This is a genomic window from Verrucomicrobiia bacterium, from assembly GCA_023953615.1.
GTDB lineage: Bacteria > Verrucomicrobiota > Verrucomicrobiia > Limisphaerales > JADLHS01 > JADLHS01.
This window is the reverse complement of sequence record JAMLJH010000001.1, coordinates 1,793,427-1,819,015: the sequence shown is the minus strand read 5'-3', so window position 1 is coordinate 1,819,015 and position 25,589 is coordinate 1,793,427. Positions and strand designations below refer to the sequence as shown.

Below are 25,589 nucleotides of genomic sequence, written 5' to 3'. Positions count from 1 at the left end.
CTGCACGACGTTTAGAACTTCACGTTCTCCAGGAATTTCAAGCTTTGCGGAATTTGTTCCAGCACGGAGGGCGATTCGTCTTCAATGAAGTAATGTTTCACACCGGCTTTTTGCGCGGCGCGGAGGAGAGCGACCCAATCCGTTTGACCGGTACCCAACACCACGTCGTTACGGACATCCGTGCTGCCGGCCAACGAACCGGTGGAAACGCCCTTTTTCAAATCCTTGACGTGCATCAGCCCCCAGCGATCGGGATACTTTTCCATCAACTTGGCGGGGTCCTGTCCGGGAAACACGGTCCACATGACGTCCATTTCAAAATAAACCAGTCCCGGTTTGGTTTCGCGCACCAGCACATCGAACACCGTGCCGTCCGCCAGCGGCACAAACTCGTATCCGTGGTTGTGATAGAAAAATTTGATGCCATGTCGCGCCAGCACTTCGCCCGCGTGATTGAAGATTTTGGCGGTTTCGTGCGCCCAAGCCTCAGTGACTTGTCCCGAGTGCGGCGCCCAAGCCGTGCCCGCCCATTCCAGGCCCAGCGTTTTCGCTTCCTTCGCGATGGCTTCGGGGTTGTCCCGGAAAGTTTCGAAGCTGAAATGTCCCGCCACGGCCTTCAAGCCATTCGCTTTGAGCAGGGCGCTGAATTCTTCCGGCGTCTTCCCGTAATTGCCCGCCAGTTCCACGGTGCGAAAACCAAAGTCGTGGACTTTCTTCAGGGTGCCCGGAACGTCCTTGCTGAACGAGTCGCGCAGACTGTAAAGCTGCAATCCCAGCGGCCCTTTGAAGCTGTCCCCGGTGCCGGCGGCGGCGGGCGCGGAGGCGGGAAGTAACAGGGTGAAAATGGAAACCAATAAAATGGCGCGTTTCATGGCGGTATTAAACACGGAGTAAAGCGGCAAGTTCAAGACCACAATCGCGGTAAAATGAGCGGGCGTCCGGCTTACGGTTCGATGGCTCGCACGCGGGCAATATGCCGCCCGCCCGCGAATTCGGTTTCCAGCCAGAGCCGGACAATTTGCAACGCCAGTTCCGACGGAATGGTGCGCTCGCCAATCGAAAGCACATTCGCGTCATTATGTTCGCGCGCCCAGCGGGCGGTATCCAAACTCCAACAAAGCGCGCAACGAACCCCATGCACTTTGTTGGCCACGATCGCCTCACCGTTGCCGGAGCCGCCCAGCACGATGCCCCGCTCACATTCGCCGCGCGCCACCGCGGTCGCCGTCGGTCGAATAAAGGTCGGATAATCCACCGGGGTTTCGCTGGTCGTGCCGAAATCTTTGACCTCGTGCCCCAGACTGAGCAGCAACGCTTTGATCTTTTCCTTGTAAGCAAAACCGGCGTGATCCGAGCCAATGGCAATTTTCATGACGCAACTATTCTACCAGATGAACTGCGGTTCGTATATGGGACCAAATTCATGTTTGCGCAACAACTCGATGAATTTCGCGAGGCCACGCTTCTCATCCGCCGCCAGATGATAGTGAATGTGCCAGCCCAGATAATCCTTCCGAAAATCCCGGGTGTACTCCGGTCGGCTGTTGATGAGGTGATCCAGCGTGTCGAGACCAAAGTCCCGCGCCGCGTGGAGTTGCCGCCGCAACTCCGGCGTATGCACGCCGCGCCGCAGCGCCCACACCGCATAGACAAAGGGCAGATTGGTCAACGCCAGCCATTCCGTACCCAGATCGAAAATCTCGTGGGTCGGCCGGGCTTGATTGGCAAAATAAAAATCCAGGGCCGGATCGCCGATCAACAGCACAAAATCTTTTTCCGAAGCCGCGGCATAATTTTCCAACGGCCGATAAACCGGTCGCAGCCCCCGCTCGGCCAGCAGCACTTTCAACAGGGTGACACTGGAAAGCGATGCCGGATCGCAAAAGACCTCGCGCAGTTCCGTCAGCGGCTTCCGGTGTGCCATGAACACGCTTTTGACCTCGCCCAACGACGCCACCGCGACGCCATCGAGGATGTCATAACGATCGTGGAACAGCGCCGCGACCACGCTGACCAAGGCGGCATCCAGCTCGTTGCGCTCCAACGCTTGCGCGAGTCTGGCGGGCACGTCATAAATGATTTCATTCTCCAGGCCACGCGTCAGCGGCACGGCATTCAAAGCCCGCACCGAACCGACGCGGAAGTGCCCGAGCAAGCTGTGGGGACCGAACTCGCGTTCGCGCTGCGCAATGGCTTCCTCGCGTTCCAGCCATTTCGCGCTGACGATTGGATTGTCCGCCGCCAGCCGTAATTTTGTGATTTCATCCGCCATTTAAACGCAAACGGGGTAACAGGCTGCGGGTCAGATTTCAATCACGGTGATTTCCGGGCGACACCGGAAGCGGAGCGGAGATAGAAACCAACCGATTCCCGGATTGACATAAAGTGGTCCGTTTTGGGTGGTAAACAGTCCCAAATCAAATTCATCAACGCCGAAAGGAATGGCGATCGGGCCATAGAAGGGAAGGCGGACTTGGCCGCCATGTGAATGTCCGGCCAGAATCACATCAAACTGTTGTGATCCCAGTTTTTTGACCCACGCCGGATAATGCATGAGCAGAATATTTTTCAACCCGGCTTGAATCGGCACAGCCGGTTGAGTGGCGCTTTTGCAGGTGATCCCGATAAGATTGATGGTTCCGTTTTGGATGATGACATTTTGATCCAGCAACCAACCGCCCCCGGTGGCCGCGAAACCTTCTGTGATCTTGTCAAACGGGACTTTAGCCCAATAGTCATGATTGCCGGGAACGCCAAAGACCGGAGCTTTGATCTGAGCGATGATTTCCAAGGCTTCCGCCAGATGCTCCGGCTCCTCGATCAAATCGCCAGTAAAGCAGACAAAATCAGGAGATTGCGCGTTGATCAGCTTGACCATGGATTCACCATAACTTCGGTCTCCTTTGTGGTGCAGATCGGTGAAATGAACAAAACGGAAAGCAGGAAGTGCTTTTGTTAGCCGCAACTTTTTTAACTTCAACCAGTGCGGCTCCACCCAGCGGGCGTCGGCGAGCGCCGCTGCCGGGGCCAGGACCAATCCCGCCAGGATGAAGCGGCGGCGATTAATCTTGAGCTTTTTCATGCGGAGCAAATTTTAATTCGAACAACGCGCTCTCGTCAGCAGGAATCGCCGCCGGGCGGGATTCTTATCTGCCTGACCTGTGGTGCTGCGCAATCTGGTGCATCCATAAGACACCGCGGCAATACCGTCCACTGGAAGACTATCTGGCTGAGCCCAAACACAACGCCACCCAATATACATCGGCATCTGGAGCAGCCTGACGAGAAATGGCTTCAGTTCGTCTTGGCGCGGCACAATTCTCGGGGAGCACATCCGTCCCCGGAAGTGCCCGAGCAAGCTATGGGGACCGAACTCGCGTTCGCGCTGACGGTTGGATTGTCTGCCGCCAGCCGTAATTTTGTGGTTTCATCCGCCATTTAATCGCAAACGGGATAACCGGCTGCGGGTCAGATTTCGATCACCGTCCTGCGGAGCGCGACTGGTCCCCAGTCGCAGCGCGGGAAATGGACGATGCCTCCGGAAGTTCGTATGACTTCCCCCACTGTGACGCGCTGCGGCCGGGGACCGGCCGCGCTCCTTGGGGAGTGCCGGGTTTGCGCCCACCTTGACATCGTCGAAGTCCTGCCAAACACTGCCCGCTGTCTTATGGTCGAAGCGAAGGAAAATTTACACATGGAAAAAATCGTGTCGCTCTGCAAACGCCGGGGATTCATCTTTCAATCCTCGGAAATTTACGGCGGCATCAACGGGTTTTGGGATTACGGTCCGCTCGGCGCGGAACTCAAACGCAACGTCAAGGAACTTTGGTGGAACACCATGATGCGGGAACGTGAGGACGTCGCGGGCTTGGAGGCCACCATCATCATGTCGCCGAAGATTTGGGAAGCGAGCGGACACGTTTCCACCTTTGCCGATCCGATGAGCACTTGCAAACAATGCAAGAAGCTTAACCGGGCGGATCAGCTCTGCGAAGAACAAGGCCTCACGCTTGGCAAAGATGCGAACGGCAAATACTTTTTCCCGCCCGGAGCGAAATGTCCGAATTGCAATTCCGCCGACCTGACTGAGCCTCGTCCCTTCAACCTGATGTTCAAGACGCATACGGGGCCGGTGGAATCGGATGAGAATATCGCCTATCTCCGCCCGGAAACCGCGCAGGCGATTTTCGCGCAGTTCAAGAACGTACTCGAAACGTCGCGCCAGAAAATTCCGTTTGGCATCGGGCAGATCGGCAAGGCGTTCCGCAATGAGGTGACGCCGCGCAATTACACCTTCCGCTCGCGCGAGTTCGAGCAGATGGAACTGGAATTTTTCATCAAGCCGGATGAGGCGATTGAAGCCATCCACGGCAGCGTGGCGACCGTGCCCACCACCGGGCATCCCGGCGAACCGCAACCGAATTGGGGCTGGCAGGCATGGCATCAATACTGGGTCGAGGAACGCGTGCGCTTTTACGAAAGCATCGGGCTGTCGCGCGACACGCTCAGTTTTCACGTGCAGACACCGGAGGAGCTGGCGCATTACGCGCGGGCCACAACGGACATTCTGTTCAAATTCCCGTTCAGCAAGCGCGATGAAAAAGGCGAGTTGAAAGGTGAAGAACTTGAAGGCATCGCGGCGCGCAGTGATTTTGATTTGTCGCAACACCAGCGGTTCTCCGGCAAACCGATGAGCGTGTTCGATGAGGAATTGCGCAACGCCTGGAATCGGTTGCCGAAGGAAAAGCAGGACGCTCTCTGGCAGCGTTATTACGAGAATCGCAAGCGTTACCTCACCAAGACGGGCGTGGCGGAAGAGGCTGCGACCAGGCAGGCGACCGAGGACGCGAACGCGCTGGCGAAGGGCAATTACCTCCCGCACGTCGTCGAACCTTCGGCGGGAGTGGACCGCTTGATCCTCGCTCTCATCACCAACGCCTACACGGAAACGGTGAAGACGGACCCCAAAGGCCGGAGCGAGACGATCTACGTCATGAAGTTTCATCCGCGGGTCGCGCCCATCAAGGTGGCGGTCCTGCCACTGTTGAAAAACAAACCGGAACTTGTCGCCCGGGCGCGCGCGGTGTTTCAATCCCTGCGCCACGACATGAACTGCTTTTACGATGAAAGCGGCAGCATCGGCAAACGCTACGCCCGGCAGGATGAAGCCGGCACGCCTTACTGCGTGACGATTGATTTCGACACGTTGGGAGACAATCCCGAGTTCCGCGACACCGTGACGCTGCGTTACCGCGATGATGGCCGGCAGGAACGCCTGAAAATTTCGGCCTTGCGCGACTGGTTGCTGGATCATTTACGCTAACCCGGATGGAAACCGAAACGCCCAACGTCCCGCCCGCGCCGCCGGCTCCCGAGCCGGGCGCGAAGCCACAGACGCGGGCGCTGTCGTACGCCGCGCGGAGTTCGTATCTGATCATGGGGTTGCTGTTCGTGGCGATCGCCTGGTTGCATGTGGGCACCTTGTTGCTCTCGGTGTTGTTCGGATATTTCGCGCTGCGCATGTTCAGCTTCAATCGCAGCAAGACGCTTGGCGTGGTGCTCTACCTGATCGCCGCGGTCGGGATCGGTTACGGCCTGGTCGTCTTTTCCAAACGCGCCTACCGCACCCTGCCGAAGATTGTGAACGAGACGATCCCGGCGGTGGTGAACTTCGCCGAGAAGCAGGGTATCGAACTGCCCTTCACTGACTACACCAGCTTCAAAGCCATGGCGCTCAAGGAAGCCAACGACAGCATCGCCAACATCGGCCGGTACGCCCACGACGTCATCTGGGTGGTGGCGTTGTTGATCATCGGTCTGGTGGCGGCGTTGAGCTTTTTCGTCAATGAACGGTGGAACGTCGAGGACGATCCCGAGGCGGTGAAGGACAACTTGTACTCCACCGTGGCGCGGGAACTGATCCTCCGCTTCACCACTTTTTATTCCAGCTTCGCGCGCGTCATCGGTGCGCAAATCATCATCTCCGCCATCAACATGGCGTTGACGGCGGTCTTCCTGATCTGGAACGGATTTCCCCACGCCACGGTGTTGATCATCCTCGCCTTCCTTTGCGGATTACTGCCGATCCTCGGTAATCTGCTGAGCAACACTTTGATCATCGGCGTCGCCTTCACCATGCCCGATGGACCGGAGATGGCGCTCTTCTCCCTCATCTTTCTGGTGGTGATTCACAAACTCGAATACTTCCTGAACAGCAAAATCATCGGCGACCGCATCAAAAATCCGATGTGGCTGATCCTGGTGGGAATTGTCCTGGGCGAAAAACTCATGGGCATCCCCGGCATGATCCTTGCCCCGGTGGTGTTGCATTACGTCAAGGTGGAAGCCTCGCGCAACAAGATCACCACCCAGGGCGTCGAGACCGCCTGAAACTCAAATCCCTCGCCGGTTTTGCGTAGCTCTGATCTCTGCCGCGTCACCGCTTCCGGTTGTATGCCGCCTGTGCATACTTTTCCGCAACCAATTGTTCCGCGCGGGCCAGGAGCGGACCGCTGGCGTGCAACGGCTCCCAACCCACCTTCCGCGGCGCCGCAACTCGCATTGCCTCCTCCCAGGCGGATCGCATAAGCCCGGTCGCCGGCGGTTGCACTGAACCCTGAATCAGCAAACCAAATTTGTTCCGCCGTTGCGCCGCCCCGGCAATCTTCTTGCCGTGCCAGAGCAGATCGAATTTTTCATGCCCGATGAAACATTGGCCCGGCGCGGTTTTCCGACAGCACGGCGCCAACTCCGTGGCGACCTGCAACTGACGGAAAGTGCGCTGAATCCATTCGTGAACTTCGCGATAACTATCTTCAGCCCGCAATTGATGCCATTCGTGCTGTGGCGGAAAAGCGAGACTGTAAGTCCAATCCGTCGCGTGCGGCACCAGCCCGCCACCCGTCGGCCGACGGATCAACGGGCGCAGCGGCGTCAGTTGCTCGATCTCAGCGTGGTGTTGGAAGTAACCGAACGTGGCGGCGGCTTGCGTCCAACCGTAGCTCCGCAACACCGGCGCACCGAGCGCGCCGACGGCTTCCAGCAACGCCTCGTCCAACGCCATGTTAAACGCCGCTTCGCCAGGACCCGAATTGATGTAATACCAGTTCATTTCATACCGATGCGGGGACAAAGTGCGGCGATTTCACAGTGAGCGCAATCCGGCTTGCGCGCGGAGCAGCGGCGCCGACCGTGCCAGATGAACCAGTGACTGAACAACGTCCACTGCGCCGGCGGCACCAGCGGGATCAACTCGCGCTCGATCTTCTCCGCATCCGTCTGGCGCGTCAGCCCCAGCCGTTGCGCCACCCGCGCCACGTGCGTATCCACCACGATGCCGGCGTTGATCTGATAAGCGTTGCCCAGCACCACATTCGCGGTCTTGCGTCCGACGCCGCGCAACGCATGCAATTCCTCCATCGTACGCGGCACGGCGCCGCCGTGCTGTTCCACCAACATCCGACAACACGCCTGAATGTTCTTCGCCTTGTTGCGAAAGAACCCCGTGGTTTGAATCAGCGCCTCCAGTTCGGACAATGGCGCCGTCGCGTAATCCGCCGCCGTGCGGTATTTTTTGAACAGCGCCGGCGTGACCAGATTGACCCGTTTATCCGTGCATTGCGCCGAGAGGATGGTGGCGATGAGTAATTCGAGCGGATTGGAAAAATTCAACTCGCAATGCGCATCGGGATACGTCTGTTGCAACCCGGCAATGATCTGGCGGGTGCGGGTAATTTTAGCTTTGACGGTTTCGCGCGGCACGACCGACCCAGCATAGGTGGCGCAACAACATTGGAAAACCACGAATGTACACCAATGGATGCTGCCTTCCTTGCTGATGATTGTAGCAGCGACGCCTCGTCGCTGGCTTGGAACGGAAGGCGACGGGGCGTCGCCGCCACCATGTAATCGTCAGCGGCTAAACCGGAACAAGACGAAATGGGTTGGCGATGGTCCGCTCTCCGAACTCTTTCAGCAGGATTCCTTCGTCTGGTTTCTTGTGTGGTAGCTTACGAATGAATTCGCGCACGGCCGGCTGTTCCGGACTGGGAATGCGCAGCGCGAAAAACGGCCACAGCGAGCGATTGCGATATTGTCTTTTGACATCCGGGAAATTCGCTATCGGTTTGATCTCGGTTTGCTTCTGAAACTCGTCTGAATACGAAAATAGCCATTCGCCCTCCTCGGCCCTGAGCGTCCCGATTTCATCGGAATCCAACATCACCTTGAAGGCCAGTTTCTCCTCCTTGGGCAAAGGTTCGACACCCGCCAACCAATTGTAAAGCTTCCGCAACATACCGCTTATTTCGTCACGACAATCGTGGGATGCGAGGCCACTTCGAAGCCGGACCGCATTTTTATGTCCGCCCGCAGAATGGATTTGAGTTCGGTGGAACGCATTTATTCAGCCCGCCAGGGTTAAGCTTTCCGCTCGTTCAATGCCGGGAGCGCGTTCACGATCTTCATCGTTTCCAGGCTGACACGGACAATGCGTTTGAGGAGGTCGAGGATGTAGCGGGGCTGGTTATGTTCCCGCGCCCAATCGTTCGGGTCATTGCGGATGCCGCTGTCTTTGTCCACGGTGATCTGGTAGCGCTCCATGATCCATTCGAGGGCGGGCTTGCCGTTCACCACGTAATCATAGGCTTCCAGCGGGATGTCCGTGAGCGTGATGCGGGCGTTGTAATGGATGGTCGTCTTGTCCACCTGCTTGTCCTTGCGCCCAAAGGTCATCTTCTGCACGAGGAAAAAATCTGCCGTGGCGGGCGGCATCTTGCCGCCCGGAATTGCGCCCGCAGGAGATGCGTCGTGCGAAATTTTGACGCCGTGCGAGTGTCCGGCGTCTTTTCCGCCGGGCTGGAAGCCCGGCTCTACGGCAGGCAGGGATGCCTGACCGCCACCCAAAGGCTGTTCGCTGTAATGCTCCTTCACCGGCCACGGTTCGACGGTTTCGTAGTCCAGATGCCAGTGCGCGAGATCGCGGCCCGCCCGGCTGAAACGCCAGAAATCCGCCGTCTCCCGCGTGAAGGGCAGACGCGGCAGCATCTTCTTCAAATCGCTGGCGAAGCGCGTGCGATACTCCGGCGAATGCAGCACGCCATAGACGTAGTAGAAAATGTCTTCCTTGGTGATGGTAGCAGCGACGCCTCGTCGCTGGCTTGCAGCGGAAGGGCGCGTGCCACCGATCCAGTTCTGGGAGCGGCGGAATTCACCGGACTCTTTTTCGCTGCCGCGGCCTTTTGCCAGCAGCACACCATGAATCTCTTTCAACAGCCGAAGTGACAGTGGAAGTTTTTCCAGTCGTTTCAAGCCATACTTCATGGCGGCGACGTAATTGGAGACTTCCTGCACGTCATCAATCGGCACGCCGGCGACACCATCCATTTCAAAGAGCATGAGGTCGGACAGACTGGATTGCGTGCCCTCGATTTGCGAAGACAACACGGCTTCCTTGCGGACATAAGAATAAAGGAAAAGCGTCGGGTCGGGCAGGACGGTAGTCAATCCATCCAAGCGACCCAAGGCAAGCATGGCTTTCTCAATGAGTTCTTGAATTTCAATATCAAGTTCCAGCGGTGGCGACACGGGCAGGGGATTAGGCACAAAAGCACGGGCGCTTTCCCCTGCGGCAGAAGGGATTGGAACATAATGACCAGTCAGCCCACGTTGCATCGGAGTTAAACAAGTTTTAATTCTCGTCCGGCAAATTAAAGGATGACGGCTTATCCTTTAATTTTGAAGCACCAAATTAAAGGATGCGTTAAATCGGAAAGCAAGATGGTGCGCTATACAGGGTGACTACCGGTCACGGCGGTTGTTGCAGGTAGCGCACTTCGTAGGCGTAGCGCGCTTGTTCGCCGGATTGCAGCGCCACGCGGGGCGAAAATAATTCCAGGTTGATCTGCTGTCGGGACGGTTTCCAGAACAAGCCCAGACTGCTGAAATCACCGGGCGCAAAACGTTGTTCCACTCCGAATCCAGCGCGGCGATTAAAATAAGCGTAGCCGCCGCCGTTCGCGGCTTGCTGGACCATTGCCAGTTGCTCGGGGGTCGGCACGGCATGCCGCCACTGACGGTTCACCTGCTGCCAGCCGGATTGTTTCACGTAGAGCGCCAGTTCTCGTGGATCGTCCGTGGCGCTCGCCGTGTCGTATTCCGGATGAATCCAAAAATCAAACTCTCGCGGCGCGCCCGCCGTCATCACGGTCACAAAATGAATCGCCTCGTCCTGCAAGGTAATACGACGCTCAATGCGGGTGCCGTCCTGGGTGGTCAAATTAAATACGGCGCGATCCCGCGCGGCGGTGTAGTCAAACGAGGCAACGTTCAACGCGGACGGGCCTTCGCCCTGGCGCAGCCATTCCTCAAACCGGAACCGTCCAAACGATCGTCGCGCGTACGCCACATTACGGCCGGTGGGCTTGTACGTCATTTCGACCACTCTGACGCTGCTTTCCGGCAACGTCACTACGCGCCAAAAATCGTTTTCGAGGGGCACGGCTTTCAATCCGGCGTGCAGTTTGCCCAAGTCAGTCAGGAACTGTGCCGTGGTGGTGAGTTCGTCCTCCATCTTGACTTCAAAGCGCTCACACAACGCGGTGTAGCGCTCCAGTAAATCGGGCGGGAAACCGGCCAGATTGGGACGGCAAACGCCGTTGGTGAGCACCAGCTCCATGCTGGCGGCGCTTAACGCCGCGCGCAGAGCACATACCGAGGCTTTGGCGACGCGAGCGCGGATCGTCTCCGATTGCGCTCGGGCCAGGGCCGCATCGAAATACTCCATGATGCGTCGCGCTGATTCCGGGTTGATGGCCAACGCGGCTTCGGTGGGGAAACAGGTGGGATGCACTCCCGCCGCGCCAACCAGATCGTGGTAATACTTGAGGTAGGCGAGAATCGGTTCGGCTGCTTCCGCGTAATGCAGCCGACAGAATTCCGCCGCTTCCTGCCAGCTATCCCGGCCCGGTCGCCACAGACAGCGTGCCATGACGTAATTCCGCAGGTCGCTCAACTCGGTGGAAAAACCGTTGCCGGCCGCCTGCATGAAAACGCCGCGACCGTGGTTCTTGGCAAAATACGCCACACTTCGACCAATACTGCGGAGATTCGGAAACGGCAGCGTGTAACCCTTGAAGTTGGTGTTGTAATGCCAGATGAAAATGCGATCAGCTTTCCGCTTCCAACCCGCCAGGTCCTCGCAGAACAACCGGTTCACCGCGCACGCTCGGTCGTCAATGGCGTGGAAATCGCAGCACTCGATGCTGCACAACTGGATCATCACGTTGGCCCGCGCCCGGATCGTTTTCGGCGGTTTGCGGGTGTACAAATAGGCGTACGTGCTAAGGATGATTTCCGGATGCGTCCGCTCGACGCGTTCCGCCACGGCGTTGACGAAGCTCAACGTGGTCGCGGCATGGGATTCTTCACGCGCATCCAGTGCGGCACAATTCGGACAGGTGCAATAACTTTCGTTGTCCATCTGCGCGATGTTGATGTTGCGCGCGCTCGGATCTTTGCGGATTTCCTCAAGCACCGCTTGCACCACCACTTCGACCAACTCCGGATTGCTCATGCACAATTGCGGTCCGCCGCCGCCCATCTCCAGGCGGCGTTGGCCATCCACCAGCGCGAAGTATTCGGGGTGTTCCTTCCCCCACTTCGCGGGCGGCACGAGATAAGCCACGTTATGGCTCACCAACCGCCAACCCGTGCGGCCGCCCAGTTTGGGATCGTCGGTGACGGTGTTCACCCGCAGACGCGTGGCGAACTCGGGATGCCGGGCATTCTCTCCATAATATGACCAGCGAAAAGCAAAGGCGGGCGGCTCGATTCCGTAACTGCCCAGTTTGATTTTTCGCTCCAAAGCCCGCTCCGGATAATACGTGTGATCAAAGGTGAGAAATCGGACGCCGCACAACTCCTCGAAAAATTCATAGACGCCGTAGAGCGCTCCGCGCGGACCGGTCCCGTCAATGCAAATGCTTTGATCACGCACTTCGAGTCGGAATCCCTCGTCACCGTACAACCCAGGCGCCAAGGCCGGTTCGCCGCGTTCCGAGACAGCGGCGCTGCCGATGCAAATCGCGCCGACGTGGGGCGGAGCCGCTTCCTGAATGGGCAGGATGGCCCCGGTCATTTCGCGGAACAGCCGCCGAAATTCCGTAGCGGCGTAATGCTCGGACTCCGTTGCCATTGGCGCGCACACGATTTTCCACGCGCTGACATCGGCCAGTGTGATGGCGCTTTTCCCGACCGCAGTTGCGGTAGCCGCCGCGAGCCATACCGTAATCAAAACCATTCGCATAACGCTTGTTCCTACTTCACTTGAGTTGCCTGATCGAAACAACATGGTGACGAGTTTGGCGGAAACGATTCCGGTCTTGGCCCGGTCATGTCAATCCGAGAATCGCGACGGGAACTGTCTTCCTTGGTAATGACCGTGGCAGCGACGCCTCGTCGCTGGCTTGGAACGGAAGGCGACGGAGCGTCGCCACCACCATGCGCGGCGCGGAAATCAGCGAGGATGACTGGGAGGTGCGCGTGATTTTAGCTTTGACGGTTTCGCGCGGCACAACCGACCAACATGGGTGGCGCGACAACATTGGAAAACCACGAACGCACACCAATGGATGCTGGGGTGCGGCCATACGCCAGTTTCGCTGGCAGCACGCTAGTTGAGATTTATAGTGCAGGAATGCTCACGCAGGAACTCCCCGAAGTCAGGCGTGACACGCTGAATAACCGGATCAATCGGAAAGATAACTCCGTTCGCTGTTTGAATCGCGTTGCGCGGGAAAAGGTCGAAAATCAACAGACCAATGTACTCATCGTAGTATGCGCCATCCGTCAATTTTTCATAGCCCTTACCAGTCATCAATTCGTCCAGCGCGATCTGGTTGGGAGCGATACCTTTGATGAAGGGTTGCGAAGTAACAATGACTGGCTTGCCGCTTTTCAGAACCACCCGCTCCAACTGGATGTCATCGTTGAAAATCTGGTTTTGCAGATCCAGCCGGTCGAGGTATTCGGAGGGGGTTGCGCCACGTGAATTTGAGCCGAGGGCAATGCCGTAGCCCAATTGTCGTTCAAGCAAAGTGGCCTTGAGGTAGCGCTGTTTGGCCTTGTGGAAATAAACCTGATGCTCGCCGCCCCGCGTGAATTCCGGGGGAAGCCGTCCGCCTAGCTTCCGGTTTTCTTTGGCCCACTGGACGAGCCGTTGCTGCTCTGCTTCAACACGTCTTGTGCGATCCGCGTGAGCGGCATCGTGGCCTGGAGCTGGCGCACCGCCTCCACGCGTGAAGTCTGCGGCTGATTCAAGCGTCCTTCTAGCGTGGGCCATGACCTTCCTGAAGTTGATTTTCGCCGTTGCATTTTACCTTTATAGGATAGCAAGAAATACGGTCTTTGCCATGTTTTATTTTGGCGGTGTAGCGGGGCCGAGGGCTTCTTGGAGGAGGTGGACAGCGACCCACCCACATTACTAACAGTCCGAGGCTTTAGCCGGACGCAAGATCAGCGGTAAATCTCATCCAGGCGCCACACCAAATTCAATGCCTTTGGCCGGCCAGCATCAACGAATGCCATTTGCAGGACCGAGCTAGGATCATAACGCAGGACGCCGTTCAAGAGTTTCATAAAGTGATGACGACTTATCTTCTAATTTTGAAGCAGCAAATTAAAGGATGCGTTAAATCGGAAAGCAAGATGGTGCGCGATACAGGGTTCGAACCTGTGACCCCTACCGTGTCAAGGTAGTGCTCTACCACTGAGCTAACCGCGCCACCCGAGCCGACATTCGGTGACCGCAGATCATCCAAGCGTCGTGGGCAGAGTATTCCGAAAAGCGCTTTTCCGCGCAAACTCATTTTCAGGGTCGAGCCGCGCGCCACCCCCCCGATTACCCGCTTCACGCGTGATTCAATTTTGCCAGGCCGCAAATTGCGTGTTAAAAGTGAGCAACGCGGTAATGCGTCCAAGCCGTGATGATTTGAACTTCGCTTGAAATGAAAACTTTTTCCGCTCGTTGCCCGATCCGTTTATGAAACGTCCCGCGTGGCCCATCGCGCTCACCATCGCTGGTTCGGACAGTGGCGGCGGCGCGGGCATCCAGACCGATCTGAAAACCTTTGCGGCGTTGCGTTGCCACGGCACAAGCGCCATCACCTGCATCACGGCGCAGAATCCCAGGGCGGTGACGGGCATCCAGCCGGTGCGCCCGGACCTGGTGCGCGATCAAATGGCGGCGGTCATGGGCGCCTTGCCCGTTGGCGCGGCTAAAACCGGAATGTTGTTTTCAGCGGACATCATCAACCGCGTTGCCGATTTTTGGGAGGCGGGCCGGCGGCCGCCGTTGGTGGTGGACCCGGTCATGGTCGCCACCAGTGGCGCGGTATTGCTCAAACCTTCGGCCATCCGCGCGTTGAAAGAACGCTTGTTGCCGCGCGCCGTCCTGATCACGCCAAATCTGGATGAGGCGCAGCTTCTCGTGGGTCGGAAACTCCGCACTCTGGAGGATTTGCTCGAGGCGGCGGAATCGTTGCGCGCCACTTTTGGCGCCACGGCCCTGGTGAAGGGCGGCCATCTCGATTTGCAGGGAGAAGCGGTGGATGTGTTGTTTGACGGCAAGCGCTTCACCGTGTTAAAGACCCGGCGCATCAAAGGCGTCACCACGCACGGCACGGGTTGCACTTATTCAGCGGCCATCACCGCCTATTTGGCGCGCGGCGCGAAACTGGAAGCCGCCGTCCGGGCGGCGAAGCAATTCATCACCCGCGCCATTGCGCACAGTTATCGGATCGGAAGGTATCAGGCGCTATACCCGGCCGCCGCGGGCAAATAATCTTGAACTTTATGGCTGGATTCGCCTCTAATGACCGTGGAAAAAGAAGCGTTATGAAAAAGATTCTACCTTTGCTCCTCGTTTTGTTGAGTGCGACCACGCTGCCCTTGCTTGCCGCCAGCAAGAAGAAGGCGGCCATCAAACCGTATCCGCTCGACGTGTGCCTCGTTTCCGATGAGAAGCTCGGCGAAATGGATGACCCTTACGTGTTCGTCCACAAGGATCAGGAGATTAAATTGTGCTGCAAACCTTGCGCGAAGGACTTCAAAAAGGATCCCGCCAAGTATCTCAAAAAGCTGGAAGCCGCGAAAAAAACGGCGGCTCAGGCGGAGAAAAAGTAGCGTCCGGATTCCGCTCCCGAGCGGAGGTCTGGCACGGTAAATGATAAATTAAAGCGGTGAAAAAGACGGCGGCAATCATTCTGGGTCTGACCATGATTTGGCTGCAAATCATGGTGGCCGCACCCAAAGTCACCACGGCGGCGGGCGCATCCCAGCCAGCCTGCGCTTGTTGCGTCGCCAAAACCACCTGCGGTTGCGTGGAAACCGCCACTCCCGAGGCGCTGCCGGTAACCGCCGCGACCCTGCCCGTCAACAGCTCAACCGATTTCCATGCGGATCTGATGCGCGCCGCGATCCCGGTCGTTGGCGTGATGACGGCGGCAAACTTTTCCTCTTCTCCTGCTTTCTTCGAGTTGGTCCCGGCCGTTCCGCTGTTCCAGCGAAATTGCGCCCTGCTGATCTGATTCTTCACCTCAAACACCTGACGTGTGTCCTGATCCGGACGCACTGCGTACGGAGGCGTGGTTTGAAGTTGAAAAATTCTGATTGGCATGAAGAGAAAAATACTGGGTCGGTTGGTTGCGGCCATCATTATGTTGGCCGCGGGGAGCGGGTCTGGATTCGGCCAGACGCCGCCAGAGTTGTCGGACATCAATCCGCCGCCCACAGCGGATGCCGGACGGCAACTCACGCCCGCGTTGCTCGCGGAATGGGTTGCTGAATTGGCAACGAACCATCCGGCGTTGCTGGCGGCACAAGCCCGCACCAACGCCGCTGCCGCGCAAATTGAATCCATTCGCACCTGGGAGGACCCCGTGGTGCGCGTGGGCGGAATGGCGGCAAACCGCATGATGCGCCAGGACGACGGCGATTTTATTTACGGTCTCGAACAGAAGCTGCCGCTGTTCGGCAAGCCGGGCGCGCAACGCGAGCTGGCGGCGGCGGAACTGGCCGTGGCCGCCACGGCGGGTGACGCTCAATTTCAACGGTTGCGCCAGGAATTGCTCCAGGCGCTGAGTCGCGCGGCGTTGGCGGATGAAACGGTGGCGATTGCCGGACAGGATTTACAATGGCTGGATTTGACCACGCGCACCATTGAAGCCAGCTATCGCTCGGGCAACGCGCGACTCGTGGATGTGTTGACCTTGCAAAACGAGCAAAGCAAACGCGCCGCCGAACTCCAGACCGAACGCGCCAACCGCGCGCAAGCTTACCTGGTCGTGAACCGATTGCTGAATCGCGATCTGACCCAGGCCTGGCCTCGACTGCGATTGCCACCAGTGGCGGCAGAAATTCAATTTCAACCGCACTTGCTGGCGGCGGCGCTGGCTCATTCGCCGGACCTGGCGCGGGCGCGGGCGGATATTCAAGTGGCAACGGCCGGCGTACAACTGGCGGGCAAGGAACGCTGGCCCGACGTGATGTTGGAATTGCAAAACAGCACTTACGTTCGCGAACGCGACTGGCGCTCCACGGAAGTCATGCTCGGCTTCAGCATCCCGTGGGGGAATCGCGCCAAATACCGCGCCGCCATCCGCCGCGAGGAACAGCAGCGTCGTGCCGCCGAACTGGAATCGCTCGACGCCATCCAGACGGTACGGGTGGAAATGCACGCGCTCATCACCCGCGCGACCACCGCGCGCCGCGAGGCGCTGTTGTATCAGGATCAAGTCATTCCTCGCAGCGAACAGGCGTTGGCCAGCGCCGAGGCGCTCTTTGAATCCGGCGGACTGTTGCGCGATGTGCTCGACGCGCGGCGCATGTTGCTGGACGGTCGGTTGCGTTACGCCCAAGCCGTGGCTGAACAATATCAGGCGCTTGCCGAACTGGCTCGTTATTGCGGCTGTGCCGATTGGGAAGCGTTGCAAACCCTCGCGAGCGAAACGAAAGGAAATACACCATGAAAACTCTCTCCTGCTGCGGGCGACTGATCGCCATCGTCGGCTTTGGTCTGATGTGGTTCACGCTGGCCGGTTGTCGAGACTCCGGGGATCATCCCGCGGCCGCCGTGCGCGCCGTGCAGTATTACCAATGTTCCATGCACCCGCATATCCGGGCCGAGCAACCGGGGCGCTGCCCGATTTGCGGCATGGAACTCACCCCGATTTACGCAAGCGACCACGGCGCGGGCGCGGACGAAAACACGATCACGCTTTCGGAAAACTCCGTGCGCGTGCTGAACGTCCAGACCACCGAAGTGAAAACGCAGGCGCTGACCAAGACCCTGACGGTGGCCGGGACGATGGAACAGGACGACACGCGGCGCCGCGCGATCACGGCTTACGTCGGCGGCCGCATTGATAAATTGCACTTCGGTTTTGTCGGCGCGGAGGTGGCGGCGGGGCAACCGTTGGCCGAAATTTACAGTCCGGCGCTGCTGCAAGCGGAGCGTGAATACCGGGTCGCGCCGGACGAATTGCGGGCGGCGGTCGCTTCGCGATTGCGGCAACTGGGTTTAACGGAGGCGCAAATTCAAGGTGTGCCGGAGAAGGATCCTCATCAGCTCACCTCGGAAATTCTGGCGCCCATCGGCGGTACCGTGACGGCGAAAGACGTCGTGGCCGGACAATATATTTCCGAGGGAACGCGCCTGTTCGAGATCGCGGATTTTTCCCGACTTTGGTTCCAGTTTCAGGTTTACGAGCAAGACTTGTCGTGGGTGCGTCCCGGGCAAACCGTAACCGTCAGCACGCCCGCGCATCCTGGTCAATCCGTCACGGGCGTCATCAGTTTTCTCTCGCCGGAGCTTGATCCGTTGACGCGCACGTTGCGGGCCCGAGTGGAATTGGAAAACCCCGTCGTCAACGGGCGGCGTCTTCTGACCTATCGCGGTTATGCCGAAGGCCGGGTGCAGTTGGCCGCACCTGAAGTGTTGGCGGTGCCGCGCCGCGCGATTTTACAAGCCGGCCCGGAAGCGGTGGCGTTCGTGGACGAGGGTGGCGGCGGTTATTCCCGGCGCACCGTGCAGTTGGGTCGGCGCGGCGATACGCTCGTGGAAATCCTCGGCGGCCTAAGCGCCGAGGAAAACGTGGTGGTGAACGGCAATTTGTTGATGGACGGACAAGTGGAAATTAATCGCCCCCCCACCCCGGCGCGAGCCGATGCAACCGTCCCGACGGAGGCGTGGCCGGCCTTGACCGCAACGCAACAACAAGCGGTAACGGATTATCTGGCGCTGGCCGATGCGTTGGCGGCGGCGCTCGCGGCGGACGACGTGAAGCAGTTTAATTTGCGCGCCGCGCCGGCGGCCGAAGTGAGCGCACGACTGCTGGCGGCATTTGAGGAATCGGGGCCGTGGCAGCCACTGGCGCGAGCCACGTTGAACCCGGGGCAACTCGCTTCCGCCGCGACCCTCGAAGCCGCGCGGAAAGCGTTTTATCCGTTCAGCGAAGCGACGGTCGCTTTGGCGCAGGCGGCGCGCAAACACGAAACCGCGTTTGCCGGCGTGAAGGTGTTCCGTTGCCCCATGACGAAGGACGCGTTTCCGGGCGCACCCAATCGGGCGGAATGGATGCAACTGCAACCCGGCGCGCGCAATCCGTGGTTCGGGGCCGAGATGCTGGATTGCGGCGCGGAAGTGAAACCCTGAGGAGCCGATCATGATTCATCGCCTCATCGAATGGAGCCTGAAGAACCGGTTTCTGGTCCTTAGCGCCACGCTGCTGATCATCGCGTTGGGCGGACGCGCGATGTATCGCACGCCGGTGGACGCGATTCCTGATCTCACGGAAAATCAAGTGCTCGTCTATGCGGATTGGGCGGGGCGCAGTCCGCAGGAGGTGGAGGATCAGGTGACTTTTCCCCTGACGACGGGGTTGCAGGGATTGTCCGGCGTCAAAGACGTGCGCGCCACTTCCATGTTCGGCTTCTCGCTGGTCACCATCATTTTCGATGAGGACGTGGATGCCTACTTCGCGCGGACACGCGTGTTGGAGCGGTTGAATTATTTGCAGGCGAACCTGCCGGCGGGTGTGCAACCGCAACTTGGTCCAGATGCGACCGGACTAGGTTGGATTTATCAATACTATCTGCACGTGGACCCGGCTCAGGCGCCGGGTGGCGGGTACGATCTGGGTCAGTTGCGCGCCGTGCAGGATTGGCAGGTGCGTTATCAACTCGCCAGCGTGCCGGGCGTGGCGGAAGTCGCGAGCATCGGCGGCTTCGTCAAGCAATACCAGGTTGAATTAAGCAGCACAAAAATGCGCGCGGCGGGCGTTTCGCTCGGGGAAGTTCTGCGCGCCGTGCAGGACGCCAATCTGAACGTCGGCGGCAAAGCGCTTGAGGAAAACGGCGCGGAATTTGTGCTGCGCGGCATCGGCTTGATCACCAGTCCCGACGACCTCGAGCTGACCGCCATCAAGAGCGTGAATGGCACGCCGATCTATTTGCGCGACGTGGCCACCATTCAAATCGGCGGGGCGTTTCGGCGCGGCGCGCTGGACATCAACGGTGCCGAGGCGGTGGGCGGCACGGTCATCATGCGCACTGGCGAGAACGCCAAAGCGGTGATTCAACGGGTGAAGGAACGGATCGCGGACCTGGCGTCGAGTTTGCCGCCGGGCGTTTCCATCCGCTCCTTTTACGATCGCAGCACGTTGATTGATCGCACCCTGGACACGCTGAAACACGCGCTCGTCGAGGAAATTCTCCTCGTCACCCTGGCGCACATTATTTTCCTGTGGCATTTCCGCAGCATTTTCATCGTCACCCTGCCGCTGCCCATTTCCATTCTGATTTCGTTTCTGTTGATGCGGGAATTGGGCATCACCAGCAACATCATGTCGCTCACCGGGATTGCGATTGCCATCGGCGTGCTGGTGGACGCCGCCATCGTGGTGACGGAAAATGTGATCCGCCAATGCGAACGGGGCGAAGCGGAACGAGGTCGCGCGTTGACGGCGAATGAACGCTGGAGCGTAACGCTGACGGCCTGTCAGCAGGTTGGGCGGCCCATCTTCTTTGCGATGGCCATCATCATTCTGGCCTTCGTGCCGGTGTTCGCGCTGACGGGGCGCGAAGGCAAGCTGTTTCATCCGCTGGCCTGGACCAAAACCTTTGCGATGATCGGTTCGACGCTGTTGGCGGTGACGTTGGTCCCCGTCTTGTGCAGCCTGCTGGTGCGCGGTCCGTTTCATTCCGAGGACCGCAACCTCTTCATGCGGTTACTGCTGAAAATGTACGATCCGGTGTTGGATTGGGCGTTGCGCTTTCGCAAAACCGTCATTGCGGTGGCGGCCTTGGTGTTGGCCGCGGCCCTGGTGGTGGCGTTCGGTTTGCCGTCGGGATGGACCGCGCGCTGGCGGCAGGCGGGTTGGACGCGCACCGCAAACTGGGCGCAGGGTTTCGGCAAGGAATTCATGCCGTCGTTGAACGAGGGCGGATTGCTGTCCATGCCGGTGCTGCTGCCCAAAACCGGATTCTCCGAAATTCAACGGGTCATGTCGTGGCAGGACGAGATGCTGGCGAAAATCCCGGAAATCGAAATGGTGGCGGGCAAGCTCGGGCGCTTCGAGACGCCCACCGATCCCGCGCCCACCGAGATGTTGGAAACCACCATCACGTTGAAGCCGGAATGGATTTCCACCAACCGCACGGTGCTGGGCTTTATCAAACTACCCCGCGTTGTGCGCAATCCTGCCTGGCGCGAAGGCATGACCCTCGAACAGCTCAAGGCGGAATTGACCGAGCAACTGCGGATCGTGCCGGGTTACGTGCCCGCGTTGCTGCAACCGATCGAGAGCCGCATCCTCATGCTGTACACCGGGATTCGCGCGCAGGTCGGCGTGAAAATTTATGGCGACAACCTGGAGGCGTTGCAGCGTAAAGCGTACGAGGTGGAAGCCGTCATGCGGAAAATTCCCGGCGCCACCGGCGTTTCGCCCTCGCGCGATCAGGGCAAACCGTATCTCAACGTGAAAGTGGATCGCCGGGCCATGGCGCGCTACGGATTGAGCGCGCGCGACGTGCTGGATGCCGTCGAGGTGGGGCTGGGCGGCAAAGACGTAAGCGTGGTCATCGCCGGCCGCGAGCGCTATCCGATCCAGGTGCGCCTGGAACGCGGCGAACGCGATGATCTGGAAAAGATTGGGCGATTGCTCATCGCCACTCATTCCGAAAACAACAATCGCGCGGCAGTCCCGGCTGGTGGCAGGGCAACCGTTTCGAGTGAGCGGGATGAGCCAGGTTACATTCCGCTGGCAATGGTGGCCTCCATCACCCGGGCAATCGGCGCGAACGAGATTGCCAGCGAGAACGGACAACTGCGCGCTTATGTGCAGGCGAACGTTCAAGACCGCGACCTCGGTGGTTTCGTGCGCGATGTGGAAGCGGCGCTACGGACGTTGAACTGGAGCGGCATGACGTATCAGTTGGCCGGCGAATACGAAAACCAACGCCGGTTCGCGCAGACGATGCGACTCGTTTTTCCGGCGGTGTTGCTGATCATTTTCCTGCTGCTGTATCAGATTTATCACCGCGCGGCGGAAGCGGCGCACGTACTATTGGCGGTGCCGTTTGCGTTGAGCGGCGGGGTGTTTCTGCAAAAGTTGATGGGCTACAACTTCAACGGCGCGGTGTGGGTCGGTTACATTGCGCTGTTTGGCACGGCCGTTCAAACTGGCGTGGTGATGGTGGTGTATCTGGAGGAGATGTTGGAAAAACGACGAAAAGAACGCGGCGCCGCCTTCAATGCCGCGGATCTGGTCCGCGCGGTCAAGGACGGCGCGCGACTGCGCTTGCGTCCGAAAGTGATGACCGTGGCGACCATTGTGGCAAGTTTGCTGCCGATCATGTGGAGTCACCGGCAGGGCGCGGAAGTGATGAAACCACTGGCCGCACCGGTGATCGGCGGCATGATCAGCAGCTTGTTGCATATTTTGATTGTGACGCCCGTCATCTTTGCCTGGCTGCGCGGACGCGAGTTGTCCCAACCCAAATCGCCGCCGCCGCCATGACAGCGTGACTGTCGGCTTGCCAATCCGCTGCGTATTGTTCGTATAATGACAGCGTTTAATGACCGTAACCAACCGTCAGTCCACTGAAAGCGACGCCGTCTCCGCGCGTTGGCTTTGGGGTTTGGGCGGCGCGGCCGCTCTGCTGTTTCTCCTCACGCTCAACAGTTGGCTCACCAATACGAGTTTGGGATTGGTCGCACGGTGGGCGGGCTGGACCGAACAGCCGGAGCTTGGTCGTCCGTTGGGCTGGCTGATCTGCGCGGTATTCCGCTGGTTGCCGGCGCGGTGGCTGCCGCTGGCGTTGAATCTATTCACGGCGGGAAGCGCGGCGTTGGTCCTGGTGCAACTGGCTCGTTCGGTCAGCATCCTGCGTTATGATTCCGTCGTGCCGAACCCGATGCGCTCAAGGCTCGCCGACACAGTGGCCGCCCCCGGCGCCTGGAAATGGTTGCCGCCCGCGTTCGCGGTGGCCGCCCTGGCCTTGCAACGATCGTTCTGGCAACACGCCACCGCCGCCACCGGCGAAATGGCCAGCGTGCTGTGCTTCGCCTTCGCGTTCCGAGCCATCCTGGAATATCGCCGTAACGCGCAGGAAAAGTGGTTGTATTGGGGCACGTTGATTTACGCGGTCGGCATGACGGACAACTGGATGATGCTGGCCTACGCGCCGGTTTACCTGGCGGCAATCATTTGGGCCAAAGGTTTCGGGCATTGCCTGGAATGGCGGTTTTTCTGGCGGTTAAGCGGCTGCGCGTTGCTGGGTTGGAGCCTGTATTTCCTGGTGCCGTGGATGATTTCCGAACGGGCCGCCGTGGGTGCGGATTACTGGCCCACCCTGCGCTTTTACGTGGCTGGACAGAAAAATTTTCTGCGGATTCTGTCAACGCCCGCGTGGCGGCTGCTCGCGTTGACGACGGTACTGCCCTTTCTGTTGTTGGCGGTACGGTGGCGCTCACATTCCGTGCAACTGGCCGACGACACGCATGCGGGCATTTTTCTGACCAAACTCACCGGCCATTCCATCCATCTGCTGTTTATGCTGGCGGCGCTGTGGCTGGCTTTGAATCCATTGTTTGCGCCCGGCCAGAACGAACTCAACGGCGCCCTGCTGGTTTATCAATACGCATGGGCGCTGGTCGCCGGTTATGGCCTCGGTTATCTGTTGCTGTTCCAATGGACTCCACGACGGAAGCGCGCCCGACGCTGGCCGATCGTTTCAGCCGTGGCGCTGGGCCTCGCGCTGCCGTTGCTGTTGGTGGCCCGCAATTTCAACACGATCTGGCTGGCGAACGGATCAAGCTTGAAGGAATTCGCCGCGCAACTTTACGAAGACCTTCCCGCCGGCCCCACCATTGCGCTCAGCGATGAACCGTGGCTGTTGCCGCTGCTGCGCGCCGAATTACGCACGCACGACGAATCCAAAACGCCGCTGTTGATTGAAACGCGGACGCTGGCCACACCGGCGTACCTCGCCCAGTTGGCCGCCCGCTATTCGACGCGCTGGCCGGAAGCCGCCCGGACGAATCTGACTTCCCTGACCCCGGTGCAAATGACGCAATTGATCCGGTCGCTTGCCGCGCACGAGCCGGCGGTTTACTTACATTCCAGTTCCGGTTTGTTCTTGGAAGCTTTCACCGCTGAACCGCACGGTTGGACGCAATGGCTGAAACTGCGCCAGATGGATGAGTTTGGCGTGGTCATCGCCCCGTCGGCCGAGACGATGCAACGCCAGCAAGAACGCTGGGAGGAGCGCTGGGAGCAAGGTCTGGCGCGGCGCAGTCGGCAATTTGAATCGCACCGACAACAGGTCGGACGCTGGAACACCCCGTTTTGGAAAGCGCTTTATCTGACTATCCCAACGAACGAGACGGTGACATTGTTGGGAAATTTTTATGGCAAGACACTGAACCAACACGGGGTGGAGTTGCGTCGGGGCGAGACGCCGGCCGCGGCCACGGTTTGGTTCGAGCGCGCGTTGGAATTAGCTCCCAACAACTTGGCGGCGAAAATCAATCTGGCCGCTAACGAACCCGGCGGCAATGAGGTATCAAACCGGCTGACCATGGCCTGGGCGCAGCAGACCTTTCCGCGATTAATGTCGCAATACCAATCCTGGCCCGACGTGATCGGTCGGAACGGGCCGGTGGACGCGCCCGTGTTTTTGTGTTTCTCGGGGTTCACGTACCTGAACGGCGGTTGCGTGCAACAGGCCTGGGAATGTTTCAACCGCAGCATGATCCTCGCTCCAGACTGGCTGGCGCCGCGCCTGGAAGCCGCGCAAACCTTGAATGTGCTGGGCCGGTTTACCAACGCCAACGCCTTGAGCGCCGAATTATTGACGCAGGAAAGCACCTTGTCGCCGCGCTTTCAGGCACGCTTGCTGAGCGCGCAAGCTGCCGCCTTGTGGGGTTTGGGTCAAACCAACGCCGCGCTGGATTTTATCGAACACTTTACGACGCGCCACCAACAGACCCTTGAAGTGGTTGGTGAAGCCGTCAATCTCTGCGAGACGTTCGGCGACGTTACCGCCGGGTTGAAATGGAGTGCGCGACTGACCGAACTGGATCCGCAAAACGCGGAGAGCTTCGTCAAGAAAGGTCGGGCCGAATTGCGGGCCAAGGATTTTACGGCGGCGCGCAATACCCTGACCCGGGCGTTGGAATTGGCGCCCGACAACCACACGGCGCGCTGGCTGCGGGCCGGCGCCGCGGTGGAATCCGGTTTGTTTGAAAATGCTGAAAAGGATTATCAAGCCCTGCTGAAAAACGCGGACACGAGTCAGTCCGCGTTGTTCGGCCTGGGCTCAATCGCCTGGCGACAACGCGACACCAACGCCATCCTCCGCTACTACCACGCGGTGCTCTCCAATGCGCCGGCCGTCACGCCGCTGACCACGATTGCCCGCGAGCGCCTGAAAAATTTGCAAGATGAAGCCGTCAACGACTTCAGCAATTGAGCGCGCACCGGCGGGGCCACGGCTGGATTCGCTCGGCGGCGTGGTGTGGCTGACCGGCTTGAGTGGCGCGGGAAAAACCACCACAGCCCGTGCGTTGGCCGCGGTGCTGCGCGCGGAAAATCGCGCGGTTTGCGTCCTGGATGGTGATGCGTTGCGACGCGGCCTGTGTTCGGACCTGGGATTCGCGGCGGCGGACCGACAGGAAAACATCCGCCGGGTTGGCGAAGTGGCGCGGCTGTTTGCCGATGCGGGTTTGATCTGCGTGGTGGCGCTGATTTCACCCTACCGCCGGGACCGGGATCGCGCTCGTGCCGCCGCGCCGCCGGGACGATTCATCGAGGTTTACATCAACGCGCCGCTGGCCGTTTGCGAGCAACGCGATCCCAAGGGACTTTACGCCCGCGCCCGGGCCGGAGAGCTGCTGGAGTTCACCGGCATCTCCGCCCCTTACGAACCGCCGCTGCGACCGGAAGTGGAATTGCTGACTGGTGAATGGACGGTAAATGCAGGTGTGGAAAAAATCCGCGCCGCCATCAACGCGTGGAAGCCGACGGATTGAG

General features: G+C 59.3%; 20 protein-coding genes and 1 tRNA gene. 10 read left to right on the top strand and 11 right to left on the bottom strand.

The genetic code is table 11. The annotated features are described in order from the left end of the window. Positions 1–11: 11 nt before the first annotated feature. The 4 genes from M9920_07685 to M9920_07670 form a co-directional block, all read right to left on the bottom strand. Positions 12–872 carry a sugar phosphate isomerase/epimerase gene (locus tag M9920_07685; GenBank protein MCO5052167.1) on the bottom strand — a complete coding sequence of 287 codons (861 nt, stop codon included), beginning with the start codon at positions 870–872 and terminating at the stop codon, positions 12–14. Positions 873–943: 71 nt separating this feature from the next. After that, positions 944–1,372 (bottom strand): ribose 5-phosphate isomerase B, encoded by a 429-nt coding sequence (gene rpiB, locus M9920_07680; protein ID MCO5052166.1) that lies wholly within the window; start codon positions 1,370–1,372, stop codon positions 944–946. Positions 1,373–1,384: 12 nt separating this feature from the next. Continuing rightward, positions 1,385–2,272, bottom strand: a complete 888-nt coding sequence (locus M9920_07675) for a menaquinone biosynthesis protein (GenBank protein ID MCO5052165.1) — start codon at positions 2,270–2,272, stop codon at positions 1,385–1,387. A 30-nt stretch (positions 2,273–2,302) separates the two neighbouring features. Then, a complete protein-coding gene (locus M9920_07670; protein MCO5052164.1) occupies positions 2,303–3,082 on the bottom strand; it encodes a metallophosphoesterase in 780 nt (259 codons plus the stop codon). Positions 3,083–3,694: 612 nt separating this feature from the next. Here M9920_07670 and M9920_07665 point away from each other — a divergent pair. Both M9920_07665 and M9920_07660 read left to right on the top strand, forming a co-directional pair. Then, on the top strand, positions 3,695–5,323 hold the full coding sequence (locus M9920_07665; GenBank protein ID MCO5052163.1) for a glycine--tRNA ligase: 1,629 nt from the start codon (positions 3,695–3,697) through the stop codon (positions 5,321–5,323). Positions 5,324–5,328: 5 nt separating this feature from the next. After that, positions 5,329–6,390, top strand: coding sequence for an AI-2E family transporter (locus tag M9920_07660; GenBank protein MCO5052162.1), 1,062 nt, complete (start codon positions 5,329–5,331; stop codon positions 6,388–6,390). 46 nt (positions 6,391–6,436) lie between these two features. Here M9920_07660 and M9920_07655 read toward each other — a convergent pair whose 3' ends face one another. From M9920_07655 to M9920_07625, 7 genes are all read right to left on the bottom strand, one after another. Further along, positions 6,437–7,111: a lipoate--protein ligase family protein gene (locus tag M9920_07655; GenBank protein MCO5052161.1), complete on the bottom strand. Its 675-nt coding sequence runs from the start codon at positions 7,109–7,111 to the stop codon at positions 6,437–6,439. Further along, positions 7,108–7,803 carry an endonuclease III gene (gene nth / locus M9920_07650; protein MCO5052160.1) on the bottom strand — a complete coding sequence of 232 codons (696 nt, stop codon included), beginning with the start codon at positions 7,801–7,803 and terminating at the stop codon, positions 7,108–7,110. Before nth ends, M9920_07655 begins: the two co-directional genes overlap by 4 nt. A gap of 115 nt (positions 7,804–7,918) precedes the next feature. Beyond that, a complete protein-coding gene (locus tag M9920_07645; protein MCO5052159.1) occupies positions 7,919–8,272 on the bottom strand; it encodes a HipA N-terminal domain-containing protein in 354 nt (117 codons plus the stop codon). Between the two features lie 146 nt (positions 8,273–8,418). Beyond that, on the bottom strand, positions 8,419–9,672 hold the full coding sequence (locus M9920_07640) for a hypothetical protein (GenBank protein MCO5052158.1): 1,254 nt from the start codon (positions 9,670–9,672) through the stop codon (positions 8,419–8,421). A gap of 133 nt (positions 9,673–9,805) precedes the next feature. Then, positions 9,806–12,304 carry a DUF4838 domain-containing protein gene (locus tag M9920_07635; GenBank protein MCO5052157.1) on the bottom strand — a complete coding sequence of 833 codons (2,499 nt, stop codon included), beginning with the start codon at positions 12,302–12,304 and terminating at the stop codon, positions 9,806–9,808. 366 nt (positions 12,305–12,670) lie between these two features. Then, positions 12,671–13,339, bottom strand: coding sequence for a hypothetical protein (locus M9920_07630; GenBank protein MCO5052156.1), 669 nt, complete (start codon positions 13,337–13,339; stop codon positions 12,671–12,673). A gap of 366 nt (positions 13,340–13,705) precedes the next feature. After that, positions 13,706–13,780 (bottom strand) — tRNA-Val (locus M9920_07625). Positions 13,781–14,038: 258 nt separating this feature from the next. Here M9920_07625 and thiD point away from each other — a divergent pair. The 8 genes from thiD (at position 14,039) to cysC (ending at position 25,588) form a co-directional block, all read left to right on the top strand. Then, a complete protein-coding gene (gene thiD / locus M9920_07620) occupies positions 14,039–14,839 on the top strand; it encodes a bifunctional hydroxymethylpyrimidine kinase/phosphomethylpyrimidine kinase (protein MCO5052155.1) in 801 nt (266 codons plus the stop codon). A 53-nt stretch (positions 14,840–14,892) separates the two neighbouring features. Then, positions 14,893–15,180 (top strand): hypothetical protein, encoded by a 288-nt coding sequence (locus tag M9920_07615; GenBank protein MCO5052154.1) that lies wholly within the window; start codon positions 14,893–14,895, stop codon positions 15,178–15,180. A gap of 56 nt (positions 15,181–15,236) precedes the next feature. Then, positions 15,237–15,584: a hypothetical protein gene (locus M9920_07610; protein ID MCO5052153.1), complete on the top strand. Its 348-nt coding sequence runs from the start codon at positions 15,237–15,239 to the stop codon at positions 15,582–15,584. Between the two features lie 87 nt (positions 15,585–15,671). After that, positions 15,672–17,024: a TolC family protein gene (locus tag M9920_07605; GenBank protein MCO5052152.1), complete on the top strand. Its 1,353-nt coding sequence runs from the start codon at positions 15,672–15,674 to the stop codon at positions 17,022–17,024. Then, the gene (locus tag M9920_07600) at positions 17,021–18,709 is read left to right on the top strand and encodes an efflux RND transporter periplasmic adaptor subunit (GenBank protein MCO5052151.1); all 1,689 of its coding nucleotides are present in this window, start codon (positions 17,021–17,023) and stop codon (positions 18,707–18,709) included. The genes M9920_07605 and M9920_07600 overlap by 4 nt, the downstream gene beginning before the upstream one ends. A gap of 10 nt (positions 18,710–18,719) precedes the next feature. After that, positions 18,720–22,073, top strand: coding sequence for an efflux RND transporter permease subunit (locus M9920_07595; GenBank protein ID MCO5052150.1), 3,354 nt, complete (start codon positions 18,720–18,722; stop codon positions 22,071–22,073). 58 nt (positions 22,074–22,131) lie between these two features. After that, positions 22,132–25,029 carry a tetratricopeptide repeat protein gene (locus M9920_07590; protein ID MCO5052149.1) on the top strand — a complete coding sequence of 966 codons (2,898 nt, stop codon included), beginning with the start codon at positions 22,132–22,134 and terminating at the stop codon, positions 25,027–25,029. Continuing rightward, positions 25,001–25,588: an adenylyl-sulfate kinase gene (gene cysC / locus M9920_07585; protein MCO5052148.1), complete on the top strand. Its 588-nt coding sequence runs from the start codon at positions 25,001–25,003 to the stop codon at positions 25,586–25,588. Before M9920_07590 ends, cysC begins: the two co-directional genes overlap by 29 nt. Position 25,589: the final 1 nt, after the last annotated feature.

Bases quoted from the DNA above. Each gene is read 5' to 3' on its own strand.
- rpiB (MCO5052166.1), bottom strand. From the start codon at position 1,372: ATGAAAATTGCCATTGGCTCGGATCACGCCGGTTTTGCTTACAAGGAA.
- M9920_07675 (MCO5052165.1), bottom strand. From the start codon at position 2,272: ATGGCGGATGAAATCACAAAATTACGGCTGGCGGCGGACAATCCAATC.
- M9920_07630 (MCO5052156.1), bottom strand. From the start codon at position 13,339: ATGGCCCACGCTAGAAGGACGCTTGAATCAGCCGCAGACTTCACGCGT.
- M9920_07595 (MCO5052150.1), top strand. From the start codon at position 18,720: ATGATTCATCGCCTCATCGAATGGAGCCTGAAGAACCGGTTTCTGGTC.
- cysC (MCO5052148.1), top strand. From the start codon at position 25,001: ATGAAGCCGTCAACGACTTCAGCAATTGAGCGCGCACCGGCGGGGCCA.
- M9920_07670 (MCO5052164.1), bottom strand. From the start codon at position 3,082: ATGAAAAAGCTCAAGATTAATCGCCGCCGCTTCATCCTGGCGGGATTG.
- thiD (MCO5052155.1), top strand. From the start codon at position 14,039: ATGAAACGTCCCGCGTGGCCCATCGCGCTCACCATCGCTGGTTCGGAC.
- M9920_07590 (MCO5052149.1), top strand. From the start codon at position 22,132: ATGACCGTAACCAACCGTCAGTCCACTGAAAGCGACGCCGTCTCCGCG.
- M9920_07660 (MCO5052162.1), top strand. From the start codon at position 5,329: ATGGAAACCGAAACGCCCAACGTCCCGCCCGCGCCGCCGGCTCCCGAG.
- M9920_07615 (MCO5052154.1), top strand. From the start codon at position 14,893: ATGAAAAAGATTCTACCTTTGCTCCTCGTTTTGTTGAGTGCGACCACG.
- M9920_07665 (MCO5052163.1), top strand. From the start codon at position 3,695: ATGGAAAAAATCGTGTCGCTCTGCAAACGCCGGGGATTCATCTTTCAA.
- M9920_07600 (MCO5052151.1), top strand. From the start codon at position 17,021: ATGAAAACTCTCTCCTGCTGCGGGCGACTGATCGCCATCGTCGGCTTT.
- M9920_07655 (MCO5052161.1), bottom strand. From the start codon at position 7,111: ATGAACTGGTATTACATCAATTCGGGTCCTGGCGAAGCGGCGTTTAAC.
- M9920_07640 (MCO5052158.1), bottom strand. From the start codon at position 9,672: ATGCAACGTGGGCTGACTGGTCATTATGTTCCAATCCCTTCTGCCGCA.
- M9920_07685 (MCO5052167.1), bottom strand. From the start codon at position 872: ATGAAACGCGCCATTTTATTGGTTTCCATTTTCACCCTGTTACTTCCC.
- M9920_07635 (MCO5052157.1), bottom strand. From the start codon at position 12,304: ATGCGAATGGTTTTGATTACGGTATGGCTCGCGGCGGCTACCGCAACT.
- M9920_07605 (MCO5052152.1), top strand. From the start codon at position 15,672: ATGAAGAGAAAAATACTGGGTCGGTTGGTTGCGGCCATCATTATGTTG.